This is a genomic window from Serratia sp. KG1D, assembly GCF_037150675.1.
GTDB classification, from domain to species: Bacteria; Pseudomonadota; Gammaproteobacteria; order Enterobacterales; family Enterobacteriaceae; genus Serratia; species Serratia nematodiphila.
The window spans coordinates 2,142,965-2,167,441 of sequence record NZ_JBAGIH010000001.1 but is presented as its reverse complement, the minus strand read 5'-3'; the positions used below and the strand labels follow the sequence as shown (position 1 = coordinate 2,167,441).

The window sequence follows — 24,477 nt, the reverse complement described above, 5'->3', positions numbered from 1 at the left end:
ACGGTTATGAGCAACAAGGCAGGCCCGAATAACGGGCCGCATCCGCAATCGCAGGGGGCGGCATCGCCTTCGCGCCGCCGTTTGCTGCAAGGGCTGGGGCTGGGCGCGCTGGCGCTGGGCGGCAGCCGCCTGGCGCAGGCGGCGGGTAACGCGGCGGAGCCGTTGGCGACGCCGCAGGATGAGCGCTGGCAAAAACAGCCGTTTTATGGCCGCCATCAGGCCGGCGTGCTGACGCCGCAACAGGCGGCGATGATGCTGGTGGCGTTCGATGTGCTGGCGACCAGCAAAGCGGATCTGGAGCGCCTGTTCCGGCTGCTGACCGAGCGCATCGCCTTCCTGACTCACGGCGGCAAGGCGCCGGAGGTGGACGCCAAGCTGCCGCCGCTCGATTCCGGCATCATGGGGCCGGAGATTTACCCGGACAACCTGACCATCACCGTCTCGGTCGGCGCATCGCTGTTCGATGAACGCTTTGGTCTGCAGGCGCAAAAACCGCTGCGGTTGCAGAAAATGACCCGCTTCCCCAACGATGCGTTGGACGCCGCGCTTTGCCACGGCGACCTGCTGCTGCAGATCTGCGCCAACACCAACGAAACGGTGATTCACGCGCTGCGCGACATCATTAAGCATTCGCCGGATCTGCTCAGCGTGCGCTGGAAGCGGGAGGGGTTCATCTCCGCGCACGCGGCGCGCAGCAAAGGCAAAGAGACGCCGATCAACCTGTTGGGTTTCAAAGACGGCACTGCGAACCCGAAAACCGACGACAAACCGCTGATGGATAAGGTGGTGTGGGTCGGCGACAACGTCGGTGAGCCGGCGTGGACGGCGGGCGGCAGCTATCAGGCGGCGCGCATTATTCGTTTTCGCGTCGAGTTTTGGGATCGCACGCCGCTGCAGGAGCAGGAAACCATCTTCGGCCGCGAGAAGCACAGCGGGGCGCCGCTGGGCATGAAGCGTGAACATGACGAGCCGGACTACGCGAACGATCCCGACGGCAAGGTGATCCCGATGGATGCGCACATCCGGCTGGCTAATCCTCGCACGCCGGAAAGCCAAAGCAACCTGATGCTGCGGCGCGGCTACAGCTATTCCCTTGGCGTCTCCAATGCCGGCCAGCTGGAAATGGGGCTGCTGTTCGTCTGCTATCAGGCCGATCTGGAGAAAGGCTTCCTGACGGTGCAAAAAAGGCTGAACGGCGAAGCGCTGGAGGAATACATCAAGCCGATTGGCGGCGGGTATTTCTTCGTATTGCCGGGCGTGAAAGAGGGCAGCGATTATCTGGCCAGCGGCCTGCTCAAGGCCTGAAACCGGAATAACGAGGCGGGATCTTCCGCCTCGTTTTACTTTGTTTTGCCTGCCGTACGGAAGATTGAGCGTCAAAAGTCAATTCGACACCTGGCCTATGGATTAAAAAGTGCGCACCGCCCGCGATTTTGGGTTGTGCAAAATTTAATCGGGAAACCAAAGTGTCATTCGCGGATTTTAATTGTAATTCATTGATATTTATTGATTATAATTTTCTATGGAATGATGTCTTGGGCGTGATATAGTGTTTTTGCGTTAACTGAAAACAAAAGACATTAAATTTTTTTACATTTTAGTAACGCTGTGGGATTGAATGTCATTATACTGTAATCATCTGGCGGTAGTTTTCACACGGTGCACAGCTTGAAGCTGTAAATATCACTGCGGGGATCGCTAATGGTAAAGTCCTTGGTTGGGCTGGAAAGAAAAAATAACACATCTCCCCTGATTTCTCGTTGTAACGAGGGTTCTCTCTCCGACTCTCTTTTACCGGCAACTCCGCACTCTTATCGCTACCGAATCTCATCACTTTTTACTCCACGTTTATTGATGCAGTCCGCGTTGTCCCGTGAAGACACGGCGCTTAAGCGTTGCCGTCGATTCACCTTGTCCCTTGGCTCTTATTGGCTCGGAGGAGGCCAAAACCTAATACGTGTGTGAAACATAATCGCGCGGCCTGGCCGTTGCGGTAGGTGAAACAAACTGTAAGGTGCCACTATGGGTAGACAGAAAGCAGTGATCAAAGCACGTCGTGAAGCGAAACGCGTTATTCGTCGTGACGCTCGTAGTCATCGCCAGCTGGAAGAAGAGTCTGTGACCTCGCTGGTGCAAATGGGGGGAGTCGAGTCTATCGGCATGGCGCGAGACAAGCGCGATAGCTCACCCATCGAGGCTAGAACCGAAGCTCAGGGTCATTACTTATCAGCCATAGAGAATAAGCAGCTGATCTTCGCCACCGGCGAAGCCGGCTGTGGCAAAACATTTATCAGCGCCGCCAAGGCGGCGGAGGCGCTGATTCATAAAGAGGTGGATCGGATTATCGTTACCCGTCCTGTTTTGCAGGCGGATGAGGACCTCGGTTTCTTACCGGGGGATATCGCCGAGAAATTCGCGCCTTATTTCCGCCCGGTGTATGACATTCTGGTGCGCCGTTTAGGATCTTCCTTTATGCAGTACTGCCTGCGCCCGGAAATCGGCAAGGTAGAGATTGCGCCGTTCGCTTATATGCGCGGGCGCACCTTCGAAAATGCGGTCGTTATCCTGGATGAAGCCCAGAACGTGACCGCCAGCCAGATGAAAATGTTCCTGACCCGCCTGGGGGAAAACGTGACGGTTATCGTTAACGGCGACGTGACCCAGTGCGACTTGCCGCGCGGCGTGAAATCCGGTCTCAGCGATGCCCTGGAGCGCTTCGAAGAGGACGAGATGATCGGCGTTATCCGCTTTGAAAAACAGGACTGCGTACGCTCCGCTTTGTGCCAGCGCACGCTCAACGCTTACAGTTAACCTACCCGCTACTGAAAAGGCCGCTTCGGCGGCCTTTTTTATCTCCGCAATTTCCCCTCTCGTTTAACCTTTGTGTAAATTATTGTGGTTATTTGTATAGATTTTCGTTGAGTTAGCGTCAATGATTAATGGGTTCCAGATTGGCGCGCAGTTTGCGTGCGGCGCCAAAAGGACATTTTCTGGGGTGTGCGCCGCGCGGCGCATAGCGTGTGGGTTCCTTGCTGCGATTCAAACATGAAATACATCATTCTGCTTTTGCTTATTTTATGCGTCGTCTATGTGCATTACCGCGGGCGGGTGCGCTACAACGTGTGGCGGCAGCTGTCTGACCATTCCACCTTTACCGCACCGTTGAACGTCTTCATGTATCTGTTTTCCCGTGTGCCGACCACGCCGTACCTGAAGCCGGAGCAGTTCCCAGAGCTGGCGGTACTGCGGGAGAACTGGGAAACCATCCGCGACGAAGGACAGAAGCTGATGGAGATCCAGCAGATCAAAGCGTCCGATCAATTCAATGACGCCGGTTTCAACTCGTTCTTCAAGACCGGTTGGAAACGCTTTTATCTGAAATGGTATGAGGACAGCCATCCCTCCGCCATGACCCTGTGCCCGCAGACCACGGAACTGCTGCGCAGCCTGCCTTCGGTCAAGGCGGCGATGTTCGCCGAACTGCCGGACGGCAGCCGTTTGCCGCGCCACCGCGACCCTTACGCCGGTTCGCTGCGTTATCACCTGGGGTTGATTACCCCCAACGATGACCGCTGCTTCATTGAGGTGGACGGTGAGCGCTACAGCTGGCGCGACGGTGAAGGGGTGATGTTCGATGAAACCTATCTGCACTACGCGGAAAACCAGAGCGGGGAGAATCGCCTGATCCTGTTCTGCGATATCGAACGGCCGATGCGCTACCGCTGGGCGCAGGCGGTGAATCACTGGCTGGGGCGCAACCTGATGAGCGCCGCCACCGCGCCGAACGAAGAGGGCGATCGCACCGGCGGCGTCAACAAGATGTTCAAATACATCTATGCGATACGCCGGGTGGGGAAACGGCTAAAGGCCTGGAACCGCACCGGCTATTACATCATCAAGTGGATTTTGTTCGGGGGGATCGCCGCGGCGATATTCTTCTCGGTATAACGCAGGCAGGGGCGCACAGAGTGCGCCCCTTTTTGATCAGGCGAAGATAGTCATCATGTAGGCGGCGAACAGCGCCAGGTGGGCGGTGCCGTTCAGCACGTTGGTGCGGCCGGTCGAGAACGACAGCTGGCACAGCAGCAACACCGTCAACATCACCACGATATGCGGCGTTTGCAGGCCGAAGATCAGCGTCTGCCCGGTCAGGGTAGCGATGATGGTGACTGCCGGCACCGTCAGGGAGATGGTCGCCAGCACCGAACCGAAGAACAGGTTCATGGCGCGTTGCACCTGATTGTTCAACACGGCGCGCAGCGCCCCCAGGCCTTCCGGCGAGAGGATAAGCAGCGCCACCAGGAAACCGGTGAACTGCGCCGGCGCGTTCATTTTGGTCAGCAAGCCTTCGAGCGGATTGGCATTGAACTTGGTGACGGCGATAACCGCGATCAGGTGCACGATGAGCCAGGCGGCGTGCCAGGCGCTGCTGTGCGAAGAGGGCTTGCCGTGATGCGGATCGCCATCGTCGTCTTCATGCTCGTACACGAACAGGCTCTGGTGGGTTTTGGTCTGGATCACCAGGAATACGCCATACATGGCGGCGGAAATCAGCGCCACCAACAGCGCTTGCCCGGTGCTGAAGTTGCCGCCTGGCAGCGCACTCGGGAACACCAGCACGATCACCGCCAGCGGGAAAATCGCCATCAGGTACTGTTTGATGCCGCCGAGGTTGACGTACTGGGTGGCGAACTTGCGCCCGCCGAGCAGCAGCGCGAAGCCGACCAGGCCGGCGGAAACGATCATGATGATGGAGTACAGCGTGTCGCGCATCAGCGCCGGCGCGGCGTCGCCGGTGGCCATCAACGCCGAGATCAGGCTGACTTCGAGGATCACCACCGACAGGCTGAGGATCAGCGAGCCATAGGGCTCGCCCAGTCGGTGGGCGAGCACGTCGGCGTGGCGCACCACGCTGAAGGCGCTGCTGAGGATCCCCACCAGCGCGAGAATATTGATGCCGACGATCAGCGGAAAGTTAGCGGTGCTGCCCCATAAATTCAACACCACCAGCGCGGCGATGGGGAAGATCAGTGAGTATTCGGTGTGGCGAGACTTGGTGGATCGGCCAGGATCGTGTTGCGACTTCATGAGGGTGTCACTCCTTCTCAAACAGCGTAGCCCGTCAGCGCCGGTCGCCGTGATGCGGCAACTCTGCGTTTCCAGTAGGTATTTTATATTAGGATACACCCGCGGCGCCGGTGTGATGTTGTTTTTATCTGAGAAAGCAATTGCTTGCTTTATGTGATCAGAGTAACAAAAAAACCGCACGGGGTGCGGTTTTATTTACTTACTTTTACGCAATAACGTCAATTTACAACGTTAGATTTGAGAAAAGTCGTGTTTACTTATTTAGTTCGTGGTTATTCAAGGAAAATATGAACGCTAGTCGTCAATATTGTCCATGATTTCATGCCGTTTATTGTGGTATCCCTCTTCATTTAGCCCTTCACGCCAGTAAGGCACGGCATAAAGACGATTACGATCGCATTGACGTTCGCGCCGCAGGTAACGGCGCAGCTCCACCACCAGGCGATCTTCACCGGCGAGCCAGAAGTGCGCTTCCCCCTGCGGCAGGGACTGCGCGCGGAACCGAGCGATCAATTCGTCGGTTTTCTCCGTGCCGCCGACGATCCAATTCACCTCAACGCCGGCAGGTTTTTCCAGGTCAATCACGCCGGCAGTGCTGTCGACGCGGACGAAAGCGCGCCCGGCGCCGTGCGGCGGCAGGTTTTCCAGCAGCGCGGCCAGCGCCGGCAGCGAGGAAGGATCGCCCGCCAGGCAGTAGAAGTCGGCGGCCGGCAGCATCGGTTTGGGGCCGCCTGGATTGCTGATGCCGATTTTATCGCCGATTTTCGCCTGGCGCGCAAAGTCGACCGCCGGGCCCTGGTGATCGTGAATGGCGAATTCGATGTCCACTTCCGCCTGCTCCGGGCGCACGGCGCGAATGGAATAGGTGCGTACGATCGGGCGCACGGCATCCGCAGCCCAGCGCGGGCCGTTTTCAGTCAGCGTCGGCAGATCCGGCTGCGTTTGGCCGGCGAGCGGCAAAAAGACCTTGATGTGCGCGGCGGCGGCGTTGGCCGGGTAGTAGCGCAGATCGGGCGCGGTAAAGGTGATGCGGCGCAGGTGCGGCGTAATGTCCTGTACGGCGCTGACGGCGATCAGGTAGGGGGCGCGTGAGCGAGGGGCTTCGGTAGTCACGAGGATCTCCTTATAGTTCGTTTGGCGGTGAGTATACCATGCCGTTTGATAATGAGAATTGTTTGCTCATTGAGGCGCAACCGCGTGTGAGCTAGGCTTAAGGTCCACGCAATAAGCACGGGAGGACGTGATGCCATACCAAGACACGAACGACTTGCCGGACAATGTGAAGCATGTGCTACCGGAACATGCGCAGGCGATCTATAAAGAAGCGTTCAACAGCGCCTGGCAACAATACCGGGATCCCGACGATCGGCGCGGTGACGACAGCCGGGAGGAGACGGCGCATAAAGTGGCCTGGGCGGCGGTCAAGCAAAGCTATCGCAAGGGCGACGACGAACGCTGGCATAAAAAGTAACGCCTTTATGCCCCGGTAAAAAACGCGCAGACGTTATGCTGACCTCGGCAATTAATATTATTGCTGCTCAGTACAAATACTTTTCCACATTAACGCAGCTTTGCAACTTGATTGCGCGGCGGGAAAAGAATATGGTCATTATTAATCGGCGCGGTTATTGAATTAATAAAATTCCGCACCAAAAAAATAAAATTGCAAAGGTTCAGTAGTGGCGAGGGAGGACGAGAAATCGTATTCCCGGGAGGTTGTAACAGTGTTAACGCGAGATTTTCTGCAAAAAGCGGATTGCAAAACCGCCTTTGGCGCTATTGAGGAGTCGCTGTTGCTGACGCCTGAACAGCGCGCAGCCTCGTTGGAATGCACGTTATCGCGCCGGCCGGATCACAGCCCGGTATGGGTATTCGGTTACGGTTCGCTGATGTGGAATCCGGTTTTCGAATCTGAAGAAGTGCGGCCCGCCATGCTGCAGGGCTGGCATCGGGCGTTCTGCATGCGTTTGACCGCCGGGCGCGGCACGTTGCATCAACCGGGGCGCATGCTGGCGCTGAAAGAGGGCGGCCAGACCACCGGATTGGCGTTTCGTCTGCCGGAAGGCAAGCTGCGTGAAGAGCTGGAGCTGCTTTGGAAGCGCGAAATGGTGACCGATTGCTACGTGCCGACCTGGTGTGAACTGCAGTTGGATGGCGGAGAGACCGTCACGGCGCTGGTGTTCGTGATGAACGCGCAGCACCCGCTGTTTGAAGCAGACACCAGCCACCAGGTGATCGCGCCATTGATCGCCAGCGCCAGCGGCCCGCTGGGTACCAACGCGCAATACCTGTTTGCGCTGGATAACGAGCTGAAACACCACGGCATGCAGGATGATTGCATCGGCGATCTGGTGCGCTATGTACAGCAATGGTTGCAACAGAACCGCCCCGGCGCTTTCGGGGCTGAGGCTACCGCCTGAGGCGTTAACAGGGCAGCAGACACTGAAGGGCTCAGCATGCTGAGCCCTTTTTCATATATCTAATACCTCTATTTAATAACTTTATTCTGCATGATGATTTAAGGCTCTTTATTCGTATGGTTATTTATCTCATTATTTTTAAAGACATTCATCATTTTCCCACGTCCTCACCCCCCGAGAGCCACGATAAATAATTCACTTAGTATTAAATTGCATAAGTAAAGGTTATTTCTTATTTGTTCAGCCCCGCAGGACTCCGTATCAATATGGCAAACGCTACCGCAAGAAACAGGGAGACGGGGATGAACTTTCAACAATTAAAAATTATTCGCGAATCGGCGCGCTGCAACTACAACCTGACCGAGGTCGCCAATACCTTATTTACTTCGCAGTCCGGCGTCAGTCGGCATATTCGCGAGCTGGAAGAAGAGCTGGGCATTGAAATATTCATTCGCCGCGGCAAACGGCTGTTGGGCATGACCGAGCCCGGCAAAGAGCTGCTGGTGGTGGCGGAGCGCATTCTTAACGACGCGAACAACATCCGTCGCCTGGCGGATGTCTTCAGCAGCAACGATTCGGGGCAGCTGCATATCGCGACGACGCACACCCAGGCGCGCTATAGCCTGCCGGGGGTGATCAAAGAGTTTCGCGCGCTTTATCCACGGGTGCGGGTGGTGCTCAATCAGGGCAGCCCGGAGGAGATCGTTTCTATGCTGGCCGCCGGTGAAGCCGATATCGGCATTGCCAGCGAACGGCTGATGAGCGACGAGTCGCTGGCGGCATTCCCCTACTACCGGTGGCATCACACCATTCTGGTGCCGGAAGGGCACGAGTTGACGCGGCAGCCGCAGGTGACGCTGGAGATGCTCAGCACCTTGCCGTTGATCACTTACCGCCAGGGCATTACCGGCCGCGCGAAGCTGGATGCGGCGTTCAAATCAGCGGGCCTGACGCCGGACATCGCGCTCAGCGCGCAAGATTCCGACGTGATTAAAACCTATGTCGAGCTGGGGTTGGGCGTGGGCGTGTTGGCGGACATGTCGTATGAAAAAGAGCGCGATCGCGGGTTGGTCAGCCTCAACGCCGAGCATTTGTTTGAACCCAATACGGTCTGGCTGGGCCTGAAACGCAGCCAACTGCAGCGCAACTATGCCTGGCGCTTTATTCAGCTGTGCAACCCGACGTTGTCGCTGACCGAAATCAAAGACAAGGTCTTCTCGTCGCAGCTGGATGCGGTGATTGACTATCAGATTTAACCGATAAGCGGCAGGCAATTCCTGCCGCGCATTCTGCATCGCCTGCCTAATAATCAAAATCCCATCTATATACATAAAAAGAATATCTATAGTGATTTAAGTACCTTCAGCTGCCGATCGTGCTCGCATACACTCGCAAAATTATTATAAATTCCATCCGCTTGGAGAGTTTCAGATGAAAGCGCTCGTTCCTTCTTTGCTGTTTTTGGCCGTGGCGGCCAGCGTTAACGTACAGGCGGCGACGCCGGCCAACACGCTGGTGATCGCGCAATCTATCGATGACGTGGTCAGCTTTGACCCGGCCCAGGGATTTGAGTTAACCACGGTGCAGTCGTTCAACAGCCTGTATCAACGTCTGATCCAGTCAGATCCGCACAATCCCATCGATCTTAAACCAACCCTGGCCAGCAGCTGGCAGGCCGGCGCCGACGACCGCAGCCTGACTTTCAGCCTGCGCCCGGACGCCAGGTTCGCCAGCGGCAATCCGCTGCGGCCGGAAGACGTGATCTTCTCGCTTTCACGGGTGGTGAAACTGAATCTGGAGCCGTCATTTATCCTGACGCAGCTGGGCTGGAACGCGAAGAACGTGGAGCAACACCTGAGCAAGGTGGACGAGCACACGGTAAAAATCAGCTGGAGTGAGAACGTCAGCCCGGCCTTCGTGCTCAGCCTGCTGTCGGCGCCGGTATCCTCGATCGTTGATGCCAAAGAGGCGTTGGCGCACCAGCAGGGCGACGATCTGGGGCATCAATGGTTGAACAGCCACTCCGCCGGCAGCGGCCCTTACAAAATCCGCACCTATGTGCCGCACGAAGTGGTGGTGCTGGACGCCAATCCCGGCTCGCCGGAAGGGGCGCCGACGCTGAAAACCATCCTGATCAAAAACGTGCCCGATCCGGCGGCGCGCCGTTTGCTGATTGAGCAGGGCGATGCCGATATCGCACGCAACCTGGGGGCAGACCAGATGGCGGCTCTGAAGGGCAAGCCGGGCGTCAAACCGTTGGCCATTCCTTACGCCTCGCTTTATTTCCTGCAGTTCAATGCCAAGGCGTCGCCGGCGCTCGGCAATCCGGCGTTCTGGGAGGCGGCGCGCTGGCTGTTCGATTATCAAGGCATCGCCGACGATCTGCTGAAAGGGCAGTTCCAGAGCCATCAGGCATTCCTGCCGGACGGTTATCTGGGCGCGCTCAAGGATCAGCCGTACAGCTTCAATCCGCAGAAAGCCAAAGAAATACTGGCCAAAGCGGGGCTGAGCAACGTCAGTTTCCGCCTGGACGTCAACAACCAGCCGCCGTATCTGGATATTGCCCAGGCGCTGCAGGCCAGTTTTGCCCAGGGCGGCGTGAAGGTCGAACTGGTGCCGGGCATCAGTTCGCAGGTCTCCACCAAGGTGAAAGCGCTTAACTACGATGCGACGCTGACCTCCTGGGGGCCGGATTACTTCGACCCTAACACCAACGCCGCAGCCTTCGCCTACAACCCGGAAGACGGCAGCAAGACGCTGGCCTGGCGCGCCAACTGGCAGATCCCGGCGCTGAGCAAGCTGACGCTGGCCGCCACTGCGGAAAACGACACCGCCAAACGGGTGGCAGACTACCAGCAACTGCAAAAACAGGTGCAGCAAAGCTCGCCGTTTGTCATCGGCCTGCAGGCGCGCAGCCTGATTGCGGTGCGTGATAACCTCAAGGGCTATGTGCAGGGCATCAACCCTGACATGGTGTTCTACAGCAAGGTCAGCAAGTAATGGCCGCTGATCTGTCCGCCGGCGCCGGGGCGGCCCGGCGGTATTGGCGCTGGGGCGGGCGGCTGCTCGGCGGCGCGCTGTCTCTGGCGTTAACGCTGCTCGGCCTGCTGCTGTTCACCTTCATGCTGTCGCACCTGGCGCCGATCGATCCGGCGCTGCAGGTGGCGGGCGATCACGCCAGCGAAGCCACCTATGCGCAGGTGCGGCACGAGCTGGGGTTGGATCAGCCGCTGCCGGTGCAATTTTGGCGTTACCTGGTGCACCTGGCGCACGGCGATTTGGGCATTTCGCGTATTACCGCGCAGCCGGTGTTGAGCGATCTGTTGCGTACCTTCCCGGCGACGGTGGAGCTGGCCACCTGCGCCATTATCCTCGGCGCCCTCGGCGGCATTACGCTGGCATTTCTGGCGGTGCTCAAACCGGGCAGCTGGCTGGATAACGCGGCGCGTCTGCTGTCGCTGATCGGTTATTCGGTGCCGATTTTCTGGCTGAGCCTGCTCGGGCTGTTGCTGTTCTACGCCACGCTGCATTGGTCGGCGGGGCCGGGGCGGCTGGACGACATTTACTTGTACAGCATGGAGCCGCGCAGCGGTTTCGTGTTGATCGACAGCTGGCTGTCCGGCGATCGTGAAATGTTCTACAACGCCATCGGCCACCTGTGGCTGCCGGTGGTGGCGTTGGCGCTGCTGTCGATGGCGGGCATTACCCGGCTGCTGCGGGCGGCGATGCTGGAAGAGTGCAACAAGGAATACGTGACGCTGGCGCGTTCCAAGGGCGCCGGCCGCCTGCGCATTCTGCTGCGCCATGTATTTCCCAATGTGCTTGGCACGCTGATCACCGTACTGTCTCTCTCCTACGCCAGCCTGCTGGAGGGCGCGGTATTGACCGAAACGGTGTTCGCCTGGCCCGGCGTCGGGCGTTACCTGACCTCGGCGCTGTTTGCTGCCGACACGCCGGCGATCCTCGGCGCCACGCTGCTGATCGGCACCTGTTTCGTGCTGTTGAATGCGCTGGCCGACGCCTTGACCTATTTAGTGGATCCGCGAACTCGATGAGCCAATATCTCTCTGAACACGAACCGCAAAGCGAGCCAGCCGTCGGTGACCGCCGCGGTCGGCGTCTGACCACGCTGACGCTGGGCGCGGCGCTGGTGGCGATCCTGATTGTCACCGCGCTGCTGGCTCCGTGGCTGGCGCCTTTCGATCCCAATCTGCAGCATATCGAGCTGCGGTTACTGCCGCCTTCGGCTGCACATTGGCTGGGCACCGACGGCTTTGGCCGCGATTTGCTCTCCCGCGTGATTTACGGCGCGCGGCCGACGCTGATCCTGGTGTCGCTGATTCTGGTGTTGACCATTCCCATCGGCCTGCTGGTCGGCATTTGCGCCGGTTACCTCGGCGGCTGGGTCGAGCGCATTTTGATGCGTCTGACCGACATTTTCCTGTCGCTGCCGAGTCTGGTGATCGCGCTGGCGTTCGTGGCGGTGATGGGGCCGGGGCTGATGAACGGCGCGCTGGCGCTGGCATTGACCAGCTGGCCGGCCTTTGCCCGCCAGGCGCGGGCCGAAACCCTGGCGCTGCGCCGCAGTGACTACCTGGCGGCGGCGCGCATGCAGGGCATCAACGGGTTGCGGCTGATGGTCGGCCACATTTTGCCTTTATGCCTGCCGAGCGCGGTGGTGCGTGCGGCGCTGAGCCTGGGCGGCATCATCCTGTCCGCCGCCGGTCTGGGGTTCCTCGGCATGGGCGTCGCGCCGCCGACCGCCGAATGGGGTTCGATGGTGGCCGAAGGCAGTAAAGTGATTTTCGACCAATGGTGGGTCGCCGCCGCACCAGGCGGGGCGATCCTGTTCGCCAGTCTGGCGTTTAACCTGCTGGGCGATGGCCTGCGCGACAAAATGGATCCTCGTCATGGGCACTGATAACACTTTATTGACCGTCGAACGGCTGGCGATCGGCGTGCCGGGGCCGCAGCCGGCGGCGCTGGTGAAGAATATCTCGTTCAGCATGGGGCGGGAGCGGCTGGCGCTGGTCGGCGAGTCCGGTTCCGGCAAGTCGTTGACCGCGCGTGCGCTGATGGGGCTATTGCCGCCGCCGTTGCAGCTGCAGGCGCAGCGCCTGACGCTGGGCGATGAAGACTTGACGCGCCTGAGCGAACGCCAGTGGAGCCGCCTGCGCGGCGACCGGGTGGCGATGGTGATGCAAGATCCCAAACATGCGCTGAATCCCAATCAGCCGATCGGCCGTCAGGTGGAGGAGCCGCTGGTGCTGCATGCCAAGCTGAGCCGCGCCGAGCGGCGTGAAAAGGTATTGGAGATGCTGGCGGCGGTGGGATTGCCCGATCCGGCGGCGCTGTGCGGCCGTTATCCGCATCAGCTCTCCGGCGGCATGGGGCAGCGGGTGATGCTGGCCATTGCGTTGATCAACGATCCGCAGCTGTTGATTGCCGACGAACCGACTTCGGCGCTGGATCACCAGATGCGCGATCAGGTGCTGCAACTGATAGACAATCTGGTGGCGCAACGCAACATGGGGCTGATCTTGATCAGCCACGATTTGCAGCAGGTGGCGCACCACTGCGAGCGGGTGCTGGTGATGTACAAAGGCGAGCTGTTGGATCAACTGCCGGCGGCAGAGCTGGCGCAGGCCACGCATCCTTACACTCGCACGCTGTGGGCGTGCCGGCCGAGCCGCGAGACGCGCGGCAAACCGCTGCCGGTGCTGGACCGCGCGCTGTTGGAGACGTTGAAATGAGCGTAATTGCACTGGAGAACCTGAGCGTCAGTCACCGCCAGGGCTACGAGCTGCGCACCGTGGTGCATGAGGTTAACCTGCACATCGAACCGGGTGAGTGTTTCGGGCTGGTGGGGCCTTCCGGCTGCGGCAAGTCCTCGTTGCTGTGGGTGCTGGCCGGGCTGAATGGCAGCTGGCAGGGCGGTTTTGAGCTGCTGGGGCGGCGGCTGCAGCCGGGGCAGGCATTTACCGGCGAGCTGCGGCGCGAGGTGCAGATGGTGTTTCAGGATCCCTATGCTTCGCTACATCCCAAGCACCGGCTGTTGCGCACGCTGTCGGAACCGCTCAAACTGCTGCAGGAAAGCGATATCGAACGCAAGATCAGCGCGGGCTTTCGCCAGGTGGGGTTGGATCCGCGCCTGCTGGATCGCTACCCGCATCAGCTGTCGGGCGGCCAGCGGCAGCGCGTGGCGATCGTGCGCGCATTGTTGCTGCGGCCTAAGTTGTTGTTGCTGGATGAACCGACTTCGGCGTTGGACATGTCGGTGCAGGCGGAGATCCTCAATCTGCTCAACGAGCTGAAGCAGGCGGGCGATCTGACTATGGTGCTGGTCAGCCACGATGCGGACGTGATTGACCATATGTGCGATCGTTCGGTGGCAATGGCTCACGGCCGCATCAGCATTTAAACCTGTGCCCGCCAACGCGGCGGGCATATCCATCTTGGTAATAAATAAAGCAATTTATCGTCGTTCTTCTGTTAATTCTTACCCCCTACACTCGAAAAACAGCGCAACCGCGTGATTGTGGAGAGTGTATCGATGAAACGGTTAATTCCAACCTTATTGTATGGCGCGCTGGCGGCCGCTTTCGGTGCGCAGGCTGCCACCCCGCAGGATACCTTGGTGGTGGTCAGTTCGTTGGAGGGCATTATCAGCCTCGATCCGGCGGAGAGCTTTGAAACCGTCAGTTCGGCCAATCTGGTCAACCTCTATCAGCGCCTGGTGGCGCCGGATCGCGCCGCGCCGCAAAAGCTGGCGCCGGACGCCGCAGGCAGTTGGCAAGCGGGCGCCGATGGCCGCAGCCTGACCTTTACCCTGAAACCGCAGCAGCGTTTCGCTTCCGGCAACCCGCTGCGGCCAGAAGATGTGATTTTTTCGCTGGTTCGCGCGGTGAAGCTGAACAAGGCGCCGTCGTTTATTCTCGGCGAGTTTGGCTGGACGCCGGATAACGTTGAGCAACAGCTGAAGAAGGTGGGGGATAACCAGGTGCAACTCAGTTGGCCCGCCAACATCGGCAGCGAGCTGGCGCTGCGGCTGCTGACGGCGAATGTGGCTTCGATCGTGGATGAAAAGCTGTTGAACGAGCACGCGCAGCAGGGGGACTACGGTAACGCCTGGCTGCGCAGCCATTCCGCCGGCGGCGGCCCGTATCGGGTGAACAACTATGTGCCGCATGAAGCGCTGCTGTTTGGCCGTAATGACTACGCCCCGTCGCCGGCAAGGTTGAAAACGGTGTTGTTCAAGAACGTCAGCGACGCCGGTACCCGCCGTTTGCTGTTGCTGAAAGGGGATGCCGACGTGGCCTACGATCTGGGGGCCGACCAGTTCGACTCGCTGCGTAACGCGTCTGGCGTGCGCATCGAGCAGGCCGATGCGCCCCGGATCTATTACCTCGGTTTCAACACCGGCAGCAAAGACAATCCGGCGCTGGGCAATCCGGCGTTGTGGCAGGCGGCGCGCTGGCTGGTCGATTATCAGAGCATCGCCGAGCAACTGCTGAAAGGGCAATATCGCGTGCATCAGGCCTTCTTGCCGCAGGGATTGGACGGGGCACTCGACGATCGGCCGTTTAAGCTCGACGTGGACAAAGCCAAACAGATCCTGCGCGATGCCGGCATCGCTGAAGGCACGCGCATCGATCTTATCGTCATCAACCAACCGCCGTATACCGACATCGCGCAGGCGCTGCAGGCCAGTTTTGCGCAGGCCGGGCTGCGGTTGGATATCCATCCGGTGGTAGAAAGCGATCTGTGGGGCAAGATGCGCGGCCGCGATTTTCAGGCGATCTTCACCTACTGGGGCGCCGACTACCTGGATCCGAACACCAATGCCAGCGCCTTTGCCTATAACGTGCCCGGTGGGCCGAAAACCCTGGCCTGGCGCACCCAGTGGAACATTCCCGCCATCAGCGCGGAAACGCGCGCCGCGGCTGCGGAAGGGAACAGCGCCGCGCGCAGCGCACGTTACGTCACGTTGCAACGGGAACTGCAGGCCAGTTCGCCGTATGTGGTGGCGCTGCAGGGGCAAACGCTGGTGGCATTGCGAGACAACGTCGAAGGTGCCCGGTTGGATATCGCCAACAGCATGCTGTATCTGGATCGGGTCAGCAAGTAGCGGGTTTGTCCGAGCTTTCTGTCGCACAAAAGGCCAACGGCGAGTGAAATCGCTGGCTGTTTCCACCTCGGATCGCGAGATGTTGTGTCAGGGTGAAATAAAATGAAATTTCATAACACGCTCATATGACGGTGATAGATTGGCACTGAAAGGCGGCGTTGTTTACGCCTTTCACCGCGGCCGTCCGCAATGATGCGGACACATCACGTCAGGAGATATTATGGACAATAACGAAAACGCTTCAGGATCGCGCGCAGCAACCTTGTTCGCCACCGGTGAGGTTGTTACGCCGGAACAGTTTTATCAGGACAGCGACGGAAGCAACTGGGGGCCGGCGATCAACAAAGCGGCGGCGGCGGCGCTGCAAGCCGGTGGTACGCTGTCCCTTGGGAAGCGGGTGTATACGGTCGCCGGACACGTACTCATTCAGACGACAACGGACATCTACGGCGGCATCGGGTTGCGGGTGGTCGGATTGGGACGGGCGACCAAAATTGTCAAGACGGCGGACAGCAGTTACACCAACGAACAGGGCGAAACGAAGAAAGCGGTGATCGTGGTGAAAGGCTTCGCCAATCTGACGCTGCACGGCTTGACGTTGCGGGATGATACCGGCGTAGACGACACTCACGGCGTGTGGTTCAGCGATCGCAATATGACGAAGTTTGATATTCGCGACATCTACACCAAGGTCGGCGGTTATTCGCTGTTTGTCTCGGGCGACATGTTCATTAACTGGCTGGTGAACGTGCAGATGGAGGCAAACGCCAATCGCCCGGGCGATGGGGTGCTGTGGATGGACAAGTCCGGCACCACCAATTTTATAGACGGCCTCTACGCCGCTCGTGCCAAGGGGACTGCGTTCAGAATTTCAGGGTTTTACTCTACTATCGGCTCGTTGGCTGCGGATGACTGCATCGGCGATATCTACTCGTTCAAAGATTTTAACGGCACGATCAATTCGTTGGGTTGCGAGAACCGCAACACGCAGCGCGCCGCCAATGTCAGCGTGTTGTCCACCAACTTTGCCCAGGGCACGATAGGCAATATCAATATCCAGGACGCGCAGAATGTGGAGAGCGGGAGCGTGTTGTGCCGATTCATCAACGAATCTCGTTGGGACATCGGTCAGTTGACTCTTTACAGCGGTTCTAAGACGCCGTTCCCGGCGGCGATCGCCGCCTGCAGCAACAATACCGAGGTAACCTTCAGTAACGTATACAACGGCGGCGTCCCGGTGGCCGGCAAAAGCACCGTCGACGTTACGTCGTTTTTAAGCGGGGTCGAAGCGATGTACAGTCTGGGCGAGCGGGGAATTGCCCCTTCCGCCACCAGCAACCATTTGCCGCGCAATATCTCGAAACAGCAATCGTGGACTTTTTTAGGCACCCTGACCGCGCCGGATCGGCAACCAACAACGCGCATTACTCTGCAACAGGGTGTAAGCACCAAGGTGCTGGCGTGCGATTTATATATCACGTTCGATCTGTCTTCGCAGGCGACCGCCTTTGTCGTCAATAAAGGCAGCTATAGCGCGAAGGGCGCCTTTATGTTGCGGCGCACCGGGCCGTTAAGCTGCGAAATATATTACCGCGTCGAGAAAGATTTCGGCTTTGGCAGTTATCAGGTGCAGACTACGCGCGGCAGCTACTGGCGGCCGGACGGCGTTTCATTGAGCACGCCACCCGCCGATGCGTTGGAAATCCGCAGCGATGAGGTGTTATCCACCACCAGGCTCGCGGTGATCCAGCCACTGGCCAATCCGACAACGGCCAGCACTGCGGAAGTGGCCGGATTGCTCAATCGGCTGATCGAGACACTGAAGAACTAACCGAATAACGCCGGCGCGTTCTGGCCGGCGTCCATCAAGAGCAACAGCCAGCCGGCGGCCGCCAAGGCGATGCCGAAAGGTTGCCGCGTTCGCCAGGCGCGGCGGTTGCGGCGGCCGCGCGTCAATGCCATGCCTAATCCGAACATGGCCGCCAGACAGACCAGCAGCGGCAGCATCGTCCAACCGAGCCAGGCGCCCAGCGCCGCCAGCAGTTTGAAATCACCCTGGCCGATGCCGTTACGCCGCCGCACCTGCCGATAAAGCGCGTTGAGCAGCCACAACCCCCCGTAGCCGGCGGCAGCGCCGATAACCGCGTCGCCCAGCGTCGCCCAGCGAGCGTCAAGATTGCACAGCATCCCGCCCCACAGCAGCGGCTGGGTTAACCGGTCCGGCAACCAGCGGTGGCGCCAGTCTAGCCAGGCCAGGGCGATCAGCATCGCCGCGGCCGGCGGCAACCACAGCCGGTGTGCTGCCGGCAGGTCGAAGGGCAGCGCCGTCAACGCCAAACCGAAGGCCGTCAGCAGCAGGCTACGGCGGCGCAATTTCGGTGGGCTGGCGCGCACGGCCGCCGTTCGCTCCAATCGGGTGATGAGCGTGAAGGCGACCGCACCTGCCGACAGCAGCGCGGTGAAAAACAGCGCGGGCCACAGTAAGGAAAGAAACATCGGGGCTCCGTCAGTCGTGAAATAGATGTTTAAAATAACGGCAAAATGCGTATTTCATCGGGGTGAAATGCGGTGGGCTGTGAGGAATGCGCAGTTGTACGCATCGCCACTTCACGTATTGCAGAGTGAGGCAATGTCATGCGCGGAGGCGCGCAGCAGTGGGGTGTTGCGCTTTTTATCGGCAAAATCGGTGCTGAAATGGTGTGAATTCACCTGGCGGCCGGAATGGATCGGCAAATGGCGTAAGTGACGGCGTCACTGGGGAGTGATTGGGGTTTATCCTATTGTTTCTGTTCGTCAAGCCGTTAGACTTTAAGGGAGAGGCGCCCCGGCCTGGACGGGGCGTAGGGTTTCCAGAACTGCCGCGGGAAAGGCGACAGCAAAGCAGTGGGTTGGCGTGCTCCAGGAAGGAGGGAAGCCAACGGTGTCATGAAAGACGTTATTCAGGCAGTACTCATCAAGACTAAAAAACGACTCTGGCGCCGACGCCAGACGGCGTGGCTGGCCGGGGCGCTGGTGTGGCTGGCCGGCGCGGCGCCCGCCTGTGCCGAATCCCCGCCGGCGCCGGAGAGCGTTGTCTCTTCCGCACCGGCCGCCGCAGATCCGGCGGCGAACTTGCCCGAACTGGGCGGCGCGCCCGATGACGCCGCGCGCGAGAAGCAGTGGGCCGAGATGGCCAAGCAGTTCGGCGAAAAAGATCTGAATAACGTTTCCCGTCAGCAGATGCGCAGCCGCGCCGAGGATTATCTGCTGGGCCAGGCGACCGGCGCGCTGCAACAGCAGGCGCAGGAACTGTTGTCGCCGCTGGGCACCGCCCGATTATCGCTGAAGATGACCGGTGAGGGGGACTTTACCGGCAGCAACGGGCAGTTATTCAGCCCGCTGTACGACGTCGACGGATTGCTGACCTACAGCCAGATCGGCTGGCTACAGCAAAGCGCCGGGGCGCTCGGTAATTTCGCGCTGGGGCAGCGCTGGATCGCCGGTGACTGGCTGCTGGGGTACAACACGGCGCTTGACAGCGATTTCGCCCGGCAGCGCAATCGCGGCAGCGTCGGCGCGGAGGCCTGGGGAGACTACCTGCGTTTCTCCACCAACTATTACTACCCGCTGTCGGCGCTGGCGCAACAGCCTGGCGATGGCGTGTTTTTCAGCCGCCCGGCGCGCGGTTACGACATTACGACGCAAGGCTATCTGCCGTTTTATCGCCAGATCGGCGGTTCGCTCAGCTATGAGCAGTATCTCGGCGATAATGTCGATCTGTTCGGCAGCGGCAAAAAACAAAACGATCCGCGCGCGATGCAGCTGGGGCTCAATTACACCCCGGTGCCGCTGGTGACGATGAAGGCGCTGCATAAGATTGGCGCGGGCGGGCAGAGCCAGGATCAGATCGAGCTGGCGCTGAGCTATCGGCTCGGGGTGCCGTTGGTGAAGCAGATTTCGCCGGAGTATGTGGCGCAGGCCAAGTCGCTGCGCGGCAGCCGCTACGATCCTATCGAACGCAAGAACGTGCCGGTGTTGGAGTTCCGCCAGCGCAAAACGCTGCAGGTGTTCCTCGCCACGCCGCCGTGGAGCCTGCAGGCGGGGGAAACCGTGCCGCTGGTGCTGGAAATCAAGGCATTGAACGGGATTTCTCACGTCAGTTGGCAGGGGGATACGCAGGCGCTGAGCCTGACGCCGCCGCACAACGCCAACGATCCGCAGGGCTGGACGGCGATCGTGCCGCCGTGGGACGATGCGCCGGGCGCCGCCAACAGCTACCGGCTATCGGTCACGCTGGAGGACGATAAACAGCAGCGCGTGACGTCCAACTGGATAGAGCTGAAATTGGCGCCGCCGCTGACGGCGACCGCCGGTGATGACGCGGGCCTGCCGCCGATCAAAACCCTGACGCCGCCGCCGATCCCGGCGCAAACCGGGCCGCTGTACGGCGGCGACTAACCGTTTTTGCCCTGCAGCACCCACACGGCGGCCTCGACGCGGGATTTTAGCTTCATCTTTTTCAGCAGGTGTTTGACGTGTACCTTGACGGTGCTTTCGGTGATGGTCAGGCGGCGGGCGATCAGCTTGTTCGGCAGCCCCTGGGCGATCAGCTTCAGAATATCCCGTTCGCGCGGCGTCAATTGCTGAATATCGCGATCGGCGCTGGGGCGGTTTTCCCGCAGGCTGGCGGCGAGGATCGGCGTCAACGTTTCGCTGAGCACCATCTGCCCGGCCGCCGCCTGATGCAGCGCCTTCAGCAGATCCTCCGGCTCCATGTCTTTCAACAAATAACCGTCGGCGCCGCGTTTGAGCGCGCTGACGACGTCGTCTTCATGGTTGGACACGCTGAACACCACAACGCGCCCCGACAGGTCGGTCTGGCGCAGACGATCCAGCGTTTCCAGCCCGTTGATGCCGGGCATGTTGAGGTCGAGCAGGATCAGATCCGGATCGTGCTGCTCCGCCAGCGTGACCCCTTGTTCTCCGTTGCTGGCTTCGGCGATGACCTGCAGGCGAGCGTCCAAGCCAATCAGCTGTTTTACGCCGTTGCGCAGCATCGGGTGGTCGTCGATCAGTAAGATGGTGGCGGCGGTTTCTGTCGTCATGGTGTCTCCGTTAGTCGATGGCGTGGTTATCCGGCGTGAAGCTGACTCGCACCTCGGTGCCGCCGCCGCTGCGCGGTAAAATGTCGCAACGGCCGTGCAGGCTCTTGGCGCGATCGCGCATGATGATCAAGCCGTAATGGTCGGGGCGGGATGTTTCGGCCGGCAGGCCGCGTCCGTTATCGCATACGCTCAGGGTCACTTCGCCCCGTTTGTTGATGACCTGAATGCTCACCTCGCTGGCGGCGGCATGCTTAAGGATGTTGCTGAGCGCCTCGCGGGCGATCTGCAGCAGATGAATGGCCTGGTAGGCGGGCACCGTGCGCGGCCCCAGTTGGTAATCGAGGCTGATGTTCAGACCCAGTTTGGGATTGAACTCCGCTACCGTCGATTGCAGCGCCGCCAGCAGGCCCGGTTCGGTCAGCTGCAGGCGGAAGGTGGTCAGCAGCTCGCGCAGCTGGCGATAGGCGCCGTTCAGCTCTTCGCGCATCTGCTGCACCAGCGCCTGGCTGGCGGACGAGAGCGTTTCGCCTTGCATCTGCAGGCAGGCGATCTGCATTTTCAGGCAGGAGAGCGATTGGGCGATGGAGTCGTGCAGCTCGCGGGCGATCGCCGCCCGTTCTTCCATCAGCATCAGCTGCTGCTGGTGGTCTACCTGACGTTCGATGGCCAGCACGCTGGTCAGTTGCTCCACCAGAGTGTTGACCAACTGGCGGTGCTCATCGTTCAGCGGCTGTTGCGGCGCATGTTGCGCCACGATCACGCCATAGTCGCCAAGTTTGTCACTCAGGCTCCAGCTCAGCGACGGGTTGTCGGGATGCTGGCGGTCGCTGTCGTGCAGGCAGGCGCTGCACACCGGATTATGACAATGCTCCGGCCGCAACGGCTGGTTACCGCTCAGCTGCAGCAGCGGCTCCCGGCTGTCGTTTTCATACAGCCGCACTTGAATGGCGCGCAGCGGCGTCAGGATTTGCAGTTGGTTGAGCAGCGGCGTCAGGCGGCTGCACAATGGCTCGCTGGCGTGCAGCAGGCGGCTGGCGCGATAGAGGAAGCTCAGCATCTGATTTTTTTGCTGCAGGTCCGCGGTCTTCTCGGCTACGCGCTGCTCCAGCCCGCTGTAGGTGGCCGACAGTTCGTCGGACATGGTGTTCAACGCGCCGCCGAGCGACGCCATTTCATCCTGATGGCCGCGCTGCGCGAAGCGGCGGCTAAAGTCGCCGCGGCCCACCGCCAACGCCATTTCCACCAGCTGCCGCCACGGATGCAGCAACCGGCGGCGCAGGTAGCAGGTGGTGCCGATCAGCAGCAGCAGGGTCAGCGCGATAAAGCCGGCCTGCACCAGCGTCACCATCAGCAGGCGGCGCTCGGTTTGCCTGTCGATATCCGAGACCAGCTTATCCAACAGCTGCACGAAGTGCGCCACCTGCGGCGCGGCGTCGGCCGGGCGCTGCGCGCTGCGCAGGCGAGGTTGCAGGGTCTGTTGCCAGTAGTCGCGCAAGGTGTCGAAAGGTTGCGTCAACCCTTCCTGTTCCACTGAACGCTGCAGGTCGGGGCTGTTTTCGTCGCGCTCCAGTTCGCGGATCAACGCTTCATGCCGTTCATCCAGCGGCACCTGCGCCAGCAGACGGTAGCTTTGCATACGCAGCGAGCCGGCCTTGTTGATGGCATGCGCGTTGCCCTGAATGCTTTGCGACATCCAGGCGGAAATCCCCATGCCGGCCACGCCCAGAATGCCCGACAGCAACATCAGCAGGGCGACCTGATTCACGATCGAAAGCGGGGCCAACAGGCGTTTCATAAGCGCGGATTCCTGGCATTTGGCGCCGCAGAAGCTCAGGGGCGAAGGCGGCGATGGGGTAAACAAGTAACGATTCAGCCGTATTTTTGATTATCCCTGAGCATAACCCCATACCTCGAATGAAGTACCCATTAGTTTCCAGCGGGGCGGCGAAGCGGTGAGGATGACGAAGTGGTTGATTATAATTTATTGATTATAAATGATTTAATTTTTATCCGGAACGTACCCCTAAGGGGATGAAGGCGCTATTTGTGCCGCCAACTACTTGCATTCGGGTTGATATACATCAACTTTGCCGCCGGGGCCGCCCCCTAGGGTGTCGGAATAATCCCCCGTGTCTGAGGTTTTTATGTCGCAACTTGCAACGCCTTCATCAAAGAAAACCGGTGCGCTGATTCAGGATTGGCATCCTGAAGACAGCGCCTTTTGGCAGCAGCGTGGCCATCGCATCGCCACCCGCAACCTGTGGATTTCCATCCCCTGTCTGCTGCTGGCCTTCTGCGTCTGGATGCTGTTCAGCGCCGTTGCGGTCAACCTGAACAAGGTTGGCTTCAACTTTTCCACCGATCAACTGTTCCTGTTGACAGCGCTGCCGTCGGTCTCGGGCGCTATTTTACGCGTGCCGTATTCCTTCGTGATCCCGCTGTTTGGCGGCCGTCGCTGGACCGCTATCAGCACCTGCTTCCTGCTGGTGCCGTGCTTGTGGCTGGGATTCGCGGTGCAGGACAGCAGCACGCCGTACAGCGTGTTCGTCATCATTTCCCTGCTGTGCGGTTTTGCGGGCGCCAACTTTGCCTCCAGCATGGCCAATATCAGCTTCTTCTTCCCGAAAGCGCGTCAGGGCGGCGCGTTGGGTCTCAACGGCGGGTTGGGGAATCTGGGCGTCAGCGTCATGCAACTGGTCGCGCCGCTGGCGATCTCTTTCAGCCTGTTTGGTCTGTTTGGCGGCACGGCGCAAGATCAGGCAGAAGGGGGGCAGCTGTGGCTGGAAAACGCCGCCTGGATCTGGGTACCGTTCCTGCTGGTTGCCACCTTGGCGGCCTGGTTCGGCATGAACGATCTGGCGGCGGCCAAGGCATCGCTGCGCCAGCAACTGCCAGTGCTCAAACGTGGGCATTTATGGATGCTGAGTTTGCTGTACCTCGCGACCTTCGGTTCTTTCATCGGTTTCTCCGCCGGCTTCGCCATGCTGTCGAAGACGCAATTTCCGGAGGTCGTGATCCTGCATTACGCTTTCTTCGGGCCGTTCCTCGGGGCGCTGGCGCGGCCGGTCGGCGGCGCGCTGTCTGACCGTTTCGGCGGCGTGCGGGTGACGTTGATCAACTTTGTGGTGATGGCCGTGTTCGCCGCGCTGTTGTTCCTGACCTTGCCGACGGCGGGCGAGGGCGGTTCGTTCATCGCCTTCTACGGCATCTTTATGGTGCTGTTCCTCACGGCGGGGCTGGGCAGCGGATCGACTTTCCAAATGATCGCCGTCATTTTCCGTAAAATCACTGTCGATCGCGTGAAAGCGGCCGGCGGCAGTGACGAAAGCGCACAGCGTGAAGCGGTGACGGACTCCGCCGCCGCATTGGGCTTTATCTCGGCGATCGGCGCTGCAGGCGGCTTCTTTATTCCCCAGGCATTCGGTACCTCGCTGGCGCTGACCGGTTCGCCGGCGGGGGCAATGAAAGTATTCCTGGTGTTCTATATCTTGTGTGTGGTCATCACCTGGGCGGTGTATGGCCGCAAGAAAAAGGCCTGAGTATCAAACTGCTTTCTCAATCCCTCCCGCCAGGGGAGGGATATTTCTCTCATTCCGAGTCATCTCTCCTCGCCTCCTCAGTGAAATTTTCTGTCTTTAGGTAAAATTCTCATCTTCGCTTGCCGTTTTTTTCTTTTTTTATAGCACTATCTCTCAATGTGAGAATGTTTTCGCCAAAACGGATTATATTATTTGCACGTTTTTTTCGTTTTATTGAG

Annotated in this window: 20 protein-coding genes; 15 read left to right on the top strand and 5 right to left on the bottom strand. The window is 59.7% G+C overall.

The features are described 5' to 3' along the window. The first annotated feature begins 6 nt into the window (after window positions 1-6). From efeB to lpxO, 3 genes are all read left to right on the top strand, one after another. Window positions 7-1,305 (top strand): iron uptake transporter deferrochelatase/peroxidase subunit, encoded by a 1,299-nt coding sequence (gene efeB / locus WFM45_RS10535; RefSeq protein WP_336955464.1) that lies wholly within the window; start codon window positions 7-9, stop codon window positions 1,303-1,305. A 717-nt stretch (window positions 1,306-2,022) separates the two neighbouring features. Further along, window positions 2,023-2,811, top strand: a complete 789-nt coding sequence (phoH, locus tag WFM45_RS10530; RefSeq protein ID WP_004934726.1) for a phosphate starvation-inducible protein PhoH — start codon at window positions 2,023-2,025, stop codon at window positions 2,809-2,811. 234 nt (window positions 2,812-3,045) lie between these two features. Beyond that, on the top strand, window positions 3,046-3,948 hold the full coding sequence (lpxO, locus tag WFM45_RS10525; protein ID WP_033632773.1) for a lipid A hydroxylase LpxO: 903 nt from the start codon (window positions 3,046-3,048) through the stop codon (window positions 3,946-3,948). A 36-nt stretch (window positions 3,949-3,984) separates the two neighbouring features. Here the strand turns inward: lpxO and chaA are convergent, their stop codons facing one another. Together chaA and WFM45_RS10515 are read right to left on the bottom strand one after the other, a co-directional pair. Then, a complete protein-coding gene (chaA, locus tag WFM45_RS10520) occupies window positions 3,985-5,088 on the bottom strand; it encodes a sodium-potassium/proton antiporter ChaA (protein ID WP_004934723.1) in 1,104 nt (367 codons plus the stop codon). 294 nt (window positions 5,089-5,382) lie between these two features. Further along, complete coding sequence (locus WFM45_RS10515) at window positions 5,383-6,201, bottom strand: siderophore-interacting protein (RefSeq protein ID WP_336955461.1); 819 nt, start codon at window positions 6,199-6,201, stop codon at window positions 5,383-5,385. A gap of 130 nt (window positions 6,202-6,331) precedes the next feature. On the opposite strand from WFM45_RS10515, the gene chaB reads away from it, so the two are divergent. The 10 genes from chaB to WFM45_RS10465 all read left to right on the top strand — a co-directional run bounded on the left by chaB (window position 6,332) and on the right by WFM45_RS10465 (window position 17,467). After that, window positions 6,332-6,559 carry a putative cation transport regulator ChaB gene (chaB, locus tag WFM45_RS10510; RefSeq protein WP_016927335.1) on the top strand — a complete coding sequence of 76 codons (228 nt, stop codon included), beginning with the start codon at window positions 6,332-6,334 and terminating at the stop codon, window positions 6,557-6,559. Window positions 6,560-6,812: 253 nt separating this feature from the next. Then, on the top strand, window positions 6,813-7,508 hold the full coding sequence (locus WFM45_RS10505) for a gamma-glutamylcyclotransferase (protein ID WP_021504033.1): 696 nt from the start codon (window positions 6,813-6,815) through the stop codon (window positions 7,506-7,508). Window positions 7,509-7,810: 302 nt separating this feature from the next. Next, the gene (cbl, locus tag WFM45_RS10500) at window positions 7,811-8,764 is read left to right on the top strand and encodes an HTH-type transcriptional regulator Cbl (RefSeq protein ID WP_004934716.1); all 954 of its coding nucleotides are present in this window, start codon (window positions 7,811-7,813) and stop codon (window positions 8,762-8,764) included. 175 nt (window positions 8,765-8,939) lie between these two features. Further along, window positions 8,940-10,508 carry an ABC transporter substrate-binding protein gene (locus tag WFM45_RS10495; RefSeq protein WP_044031025.1) on the top strand — a complete coding sequence of 523 codons (1,569 nt, stop codon included), beginning with the start codon at window positions 8,940-8,942 and terminating at the stop codon, window positions 10,506-10,508. Next, complete coding sequence (locus tag WFM45_RS10490; RefSeq protein ID WP_004934713.1) at window positions 10,508-11,563, top strand: ABC transporter permease; 1,056 nt, start codon at window positions 10,508-10,510, stop codon at window positions 11,561-11,563. Before WFM45_RS10495 ends, WFM45_RS10490 begins: the two co-directional genes overlap by 1 nt. Next, window positions 11,560-12,429, top strand: a complete 870-nt coding sequence (locus tag WFM45_RS10485; protein ID WP_033632776.1) for an ABC transporter permease — start codon at window positions 11,560-11,562, stop codon at window positions 12,427-12,429. The genes WFM45_RS10490 and WFM45_RS10485 overlap by 4 nt, the downstream gene beginning before the upstream one ends. Then, window positions 12,419-13,261 carry an ABC transporter ATP-binding protein gene (locus WFM45_RS10480; RefSeq protein WP_016927340.1) on the top strand — a complete coding sequence of 281 codons (843 nt, stop codon included), beginning with the start codon at window positions 12,419-12,421 and terminating at the stop codon, window positions 13,259-13,261. Before WFM45_RS10485 ends, WFM45_RS10480 begins: the two co-directional genes overlap by 11 nt. Further along, window positions 13,258-13,929, top strand: coding sequence for an ABC transporter ATP-binding protein (locus WFM45_RS10475; RefSeq protein ID WP_015378211.1), 672 nt, complete (start codon window positions 13,258-13,260; stop codon window positions 13,927-13,929). Before WFM45_RS10480 ends, WFM45_RS10475 begins: the two co-directional genes overlap by 4 nt. Before the next feature lie 132 nt (window positions 13,930-14,061). Continuing rightward, window positions 14,062-15,636, top strand: coding sequence for an ABC transporter substrate-binding protein (locus WFM45_RS10470; RefSeq protein WP_060559804.1), 1,575 nt, complete (start codon window positions 14,062-14,064; stop codon window positions 15,634-15,636). Between the two features lie 220 nt (window positions 15,637-15,856). Next, window positions 15,857-17,467 carry a hypothetical protein gene (locus WFM45_RS10465; protein ID WP_060559803.1) on the top strand — a complete coding sequence of 537 codons (1,611 nt, stop codon included), beginning with the start codon at window positions 15,857-15,859 and terminating at the stop codon, window positions 17,465-17,467. Here the strand turns inward: WFM45_RS10465 and WFM45_RS10460 are convergent. Further along, window positions 17,464-18,132 carry a prepilin peptidase gene (locus WFM45_RS10460; RefSeq protein WP_235363636.1) on the bottom strand — a complete coding sequence of 223 codons (669 nt, stop codon included), beginning with the start codon at window positions 18,130-18,132 and terminating at the stop codon, window positions 17,464-17,466. The two genes, WFM45_RS10465 and WFM45_RS10460, sit on opposite strands and share 4 nt — an antisense overlap. 429 nt (window positions 18,133-18,561) lie before the next feature. Here WFM45_RS10460 and WFM45_RS10455 point away from each other — a divergent pair, with 429 nt between their 5' ends. Continuing rightward, a complete protein-coding gene (locus WFM45_RS10455; RefSeq protein ID WP_336955449.1) occupies window positions 18,562-20,073 on the top strand; it encodes a YchO/YchP family invasin in 1,512 nt (503 codons plus the stop codon). Here WFM45_RS10455 and narL read toward each other — a convergent pair. Next, on the bottom strand, window positions 20,070-20,720 hold the full coding sequence (narL, locus tag WFM45_RS10450; protein WP_033632781.1) for a two-component system response regulator NarL: 651 nt from the start codon (window positions 20,718-20,720) through the stop codon (window positions 20,070-20,072). The genes WFM45_RS10455 and narL overlap by 4 nt on opposite strands. Window positions 20,721-20,730: 10 nt before the next feature. Next, window positions 20,731-22,515 carry a nitrate/nitrite two-component system sensor histidine kinase NarX gene (narX, locus tag WFM45_RS10445; protein WP_015378206.1) on the bottom strand — a complete coding sequence of 595 codons (1,785 nt, stop codon included), beginning with the start codon at window positions 22,513-22,515 and terminating at the stop codon, window positions 20,731-20,733. Window positions 22,516-22,864: 349 nt separating this feature from the next. Here narX and WFM45_RS10440 point away from each other — a divergent pair, with 349 nt between their 5' ends. Further along, window positions 22,865-24,259, top strand: a complete 1,395-nt coding sequence (locus tag WFM45_RS10440) for a NarK family nitrate/nitrite MFS transporter (RefSeq protein ID WP_004934679.1) — start codon at window positions 22,865-22,867, stop codon at window positions 24,257-24,259. Window positions 24,260-24,477 lie beyond the last annotated feature (218 nt).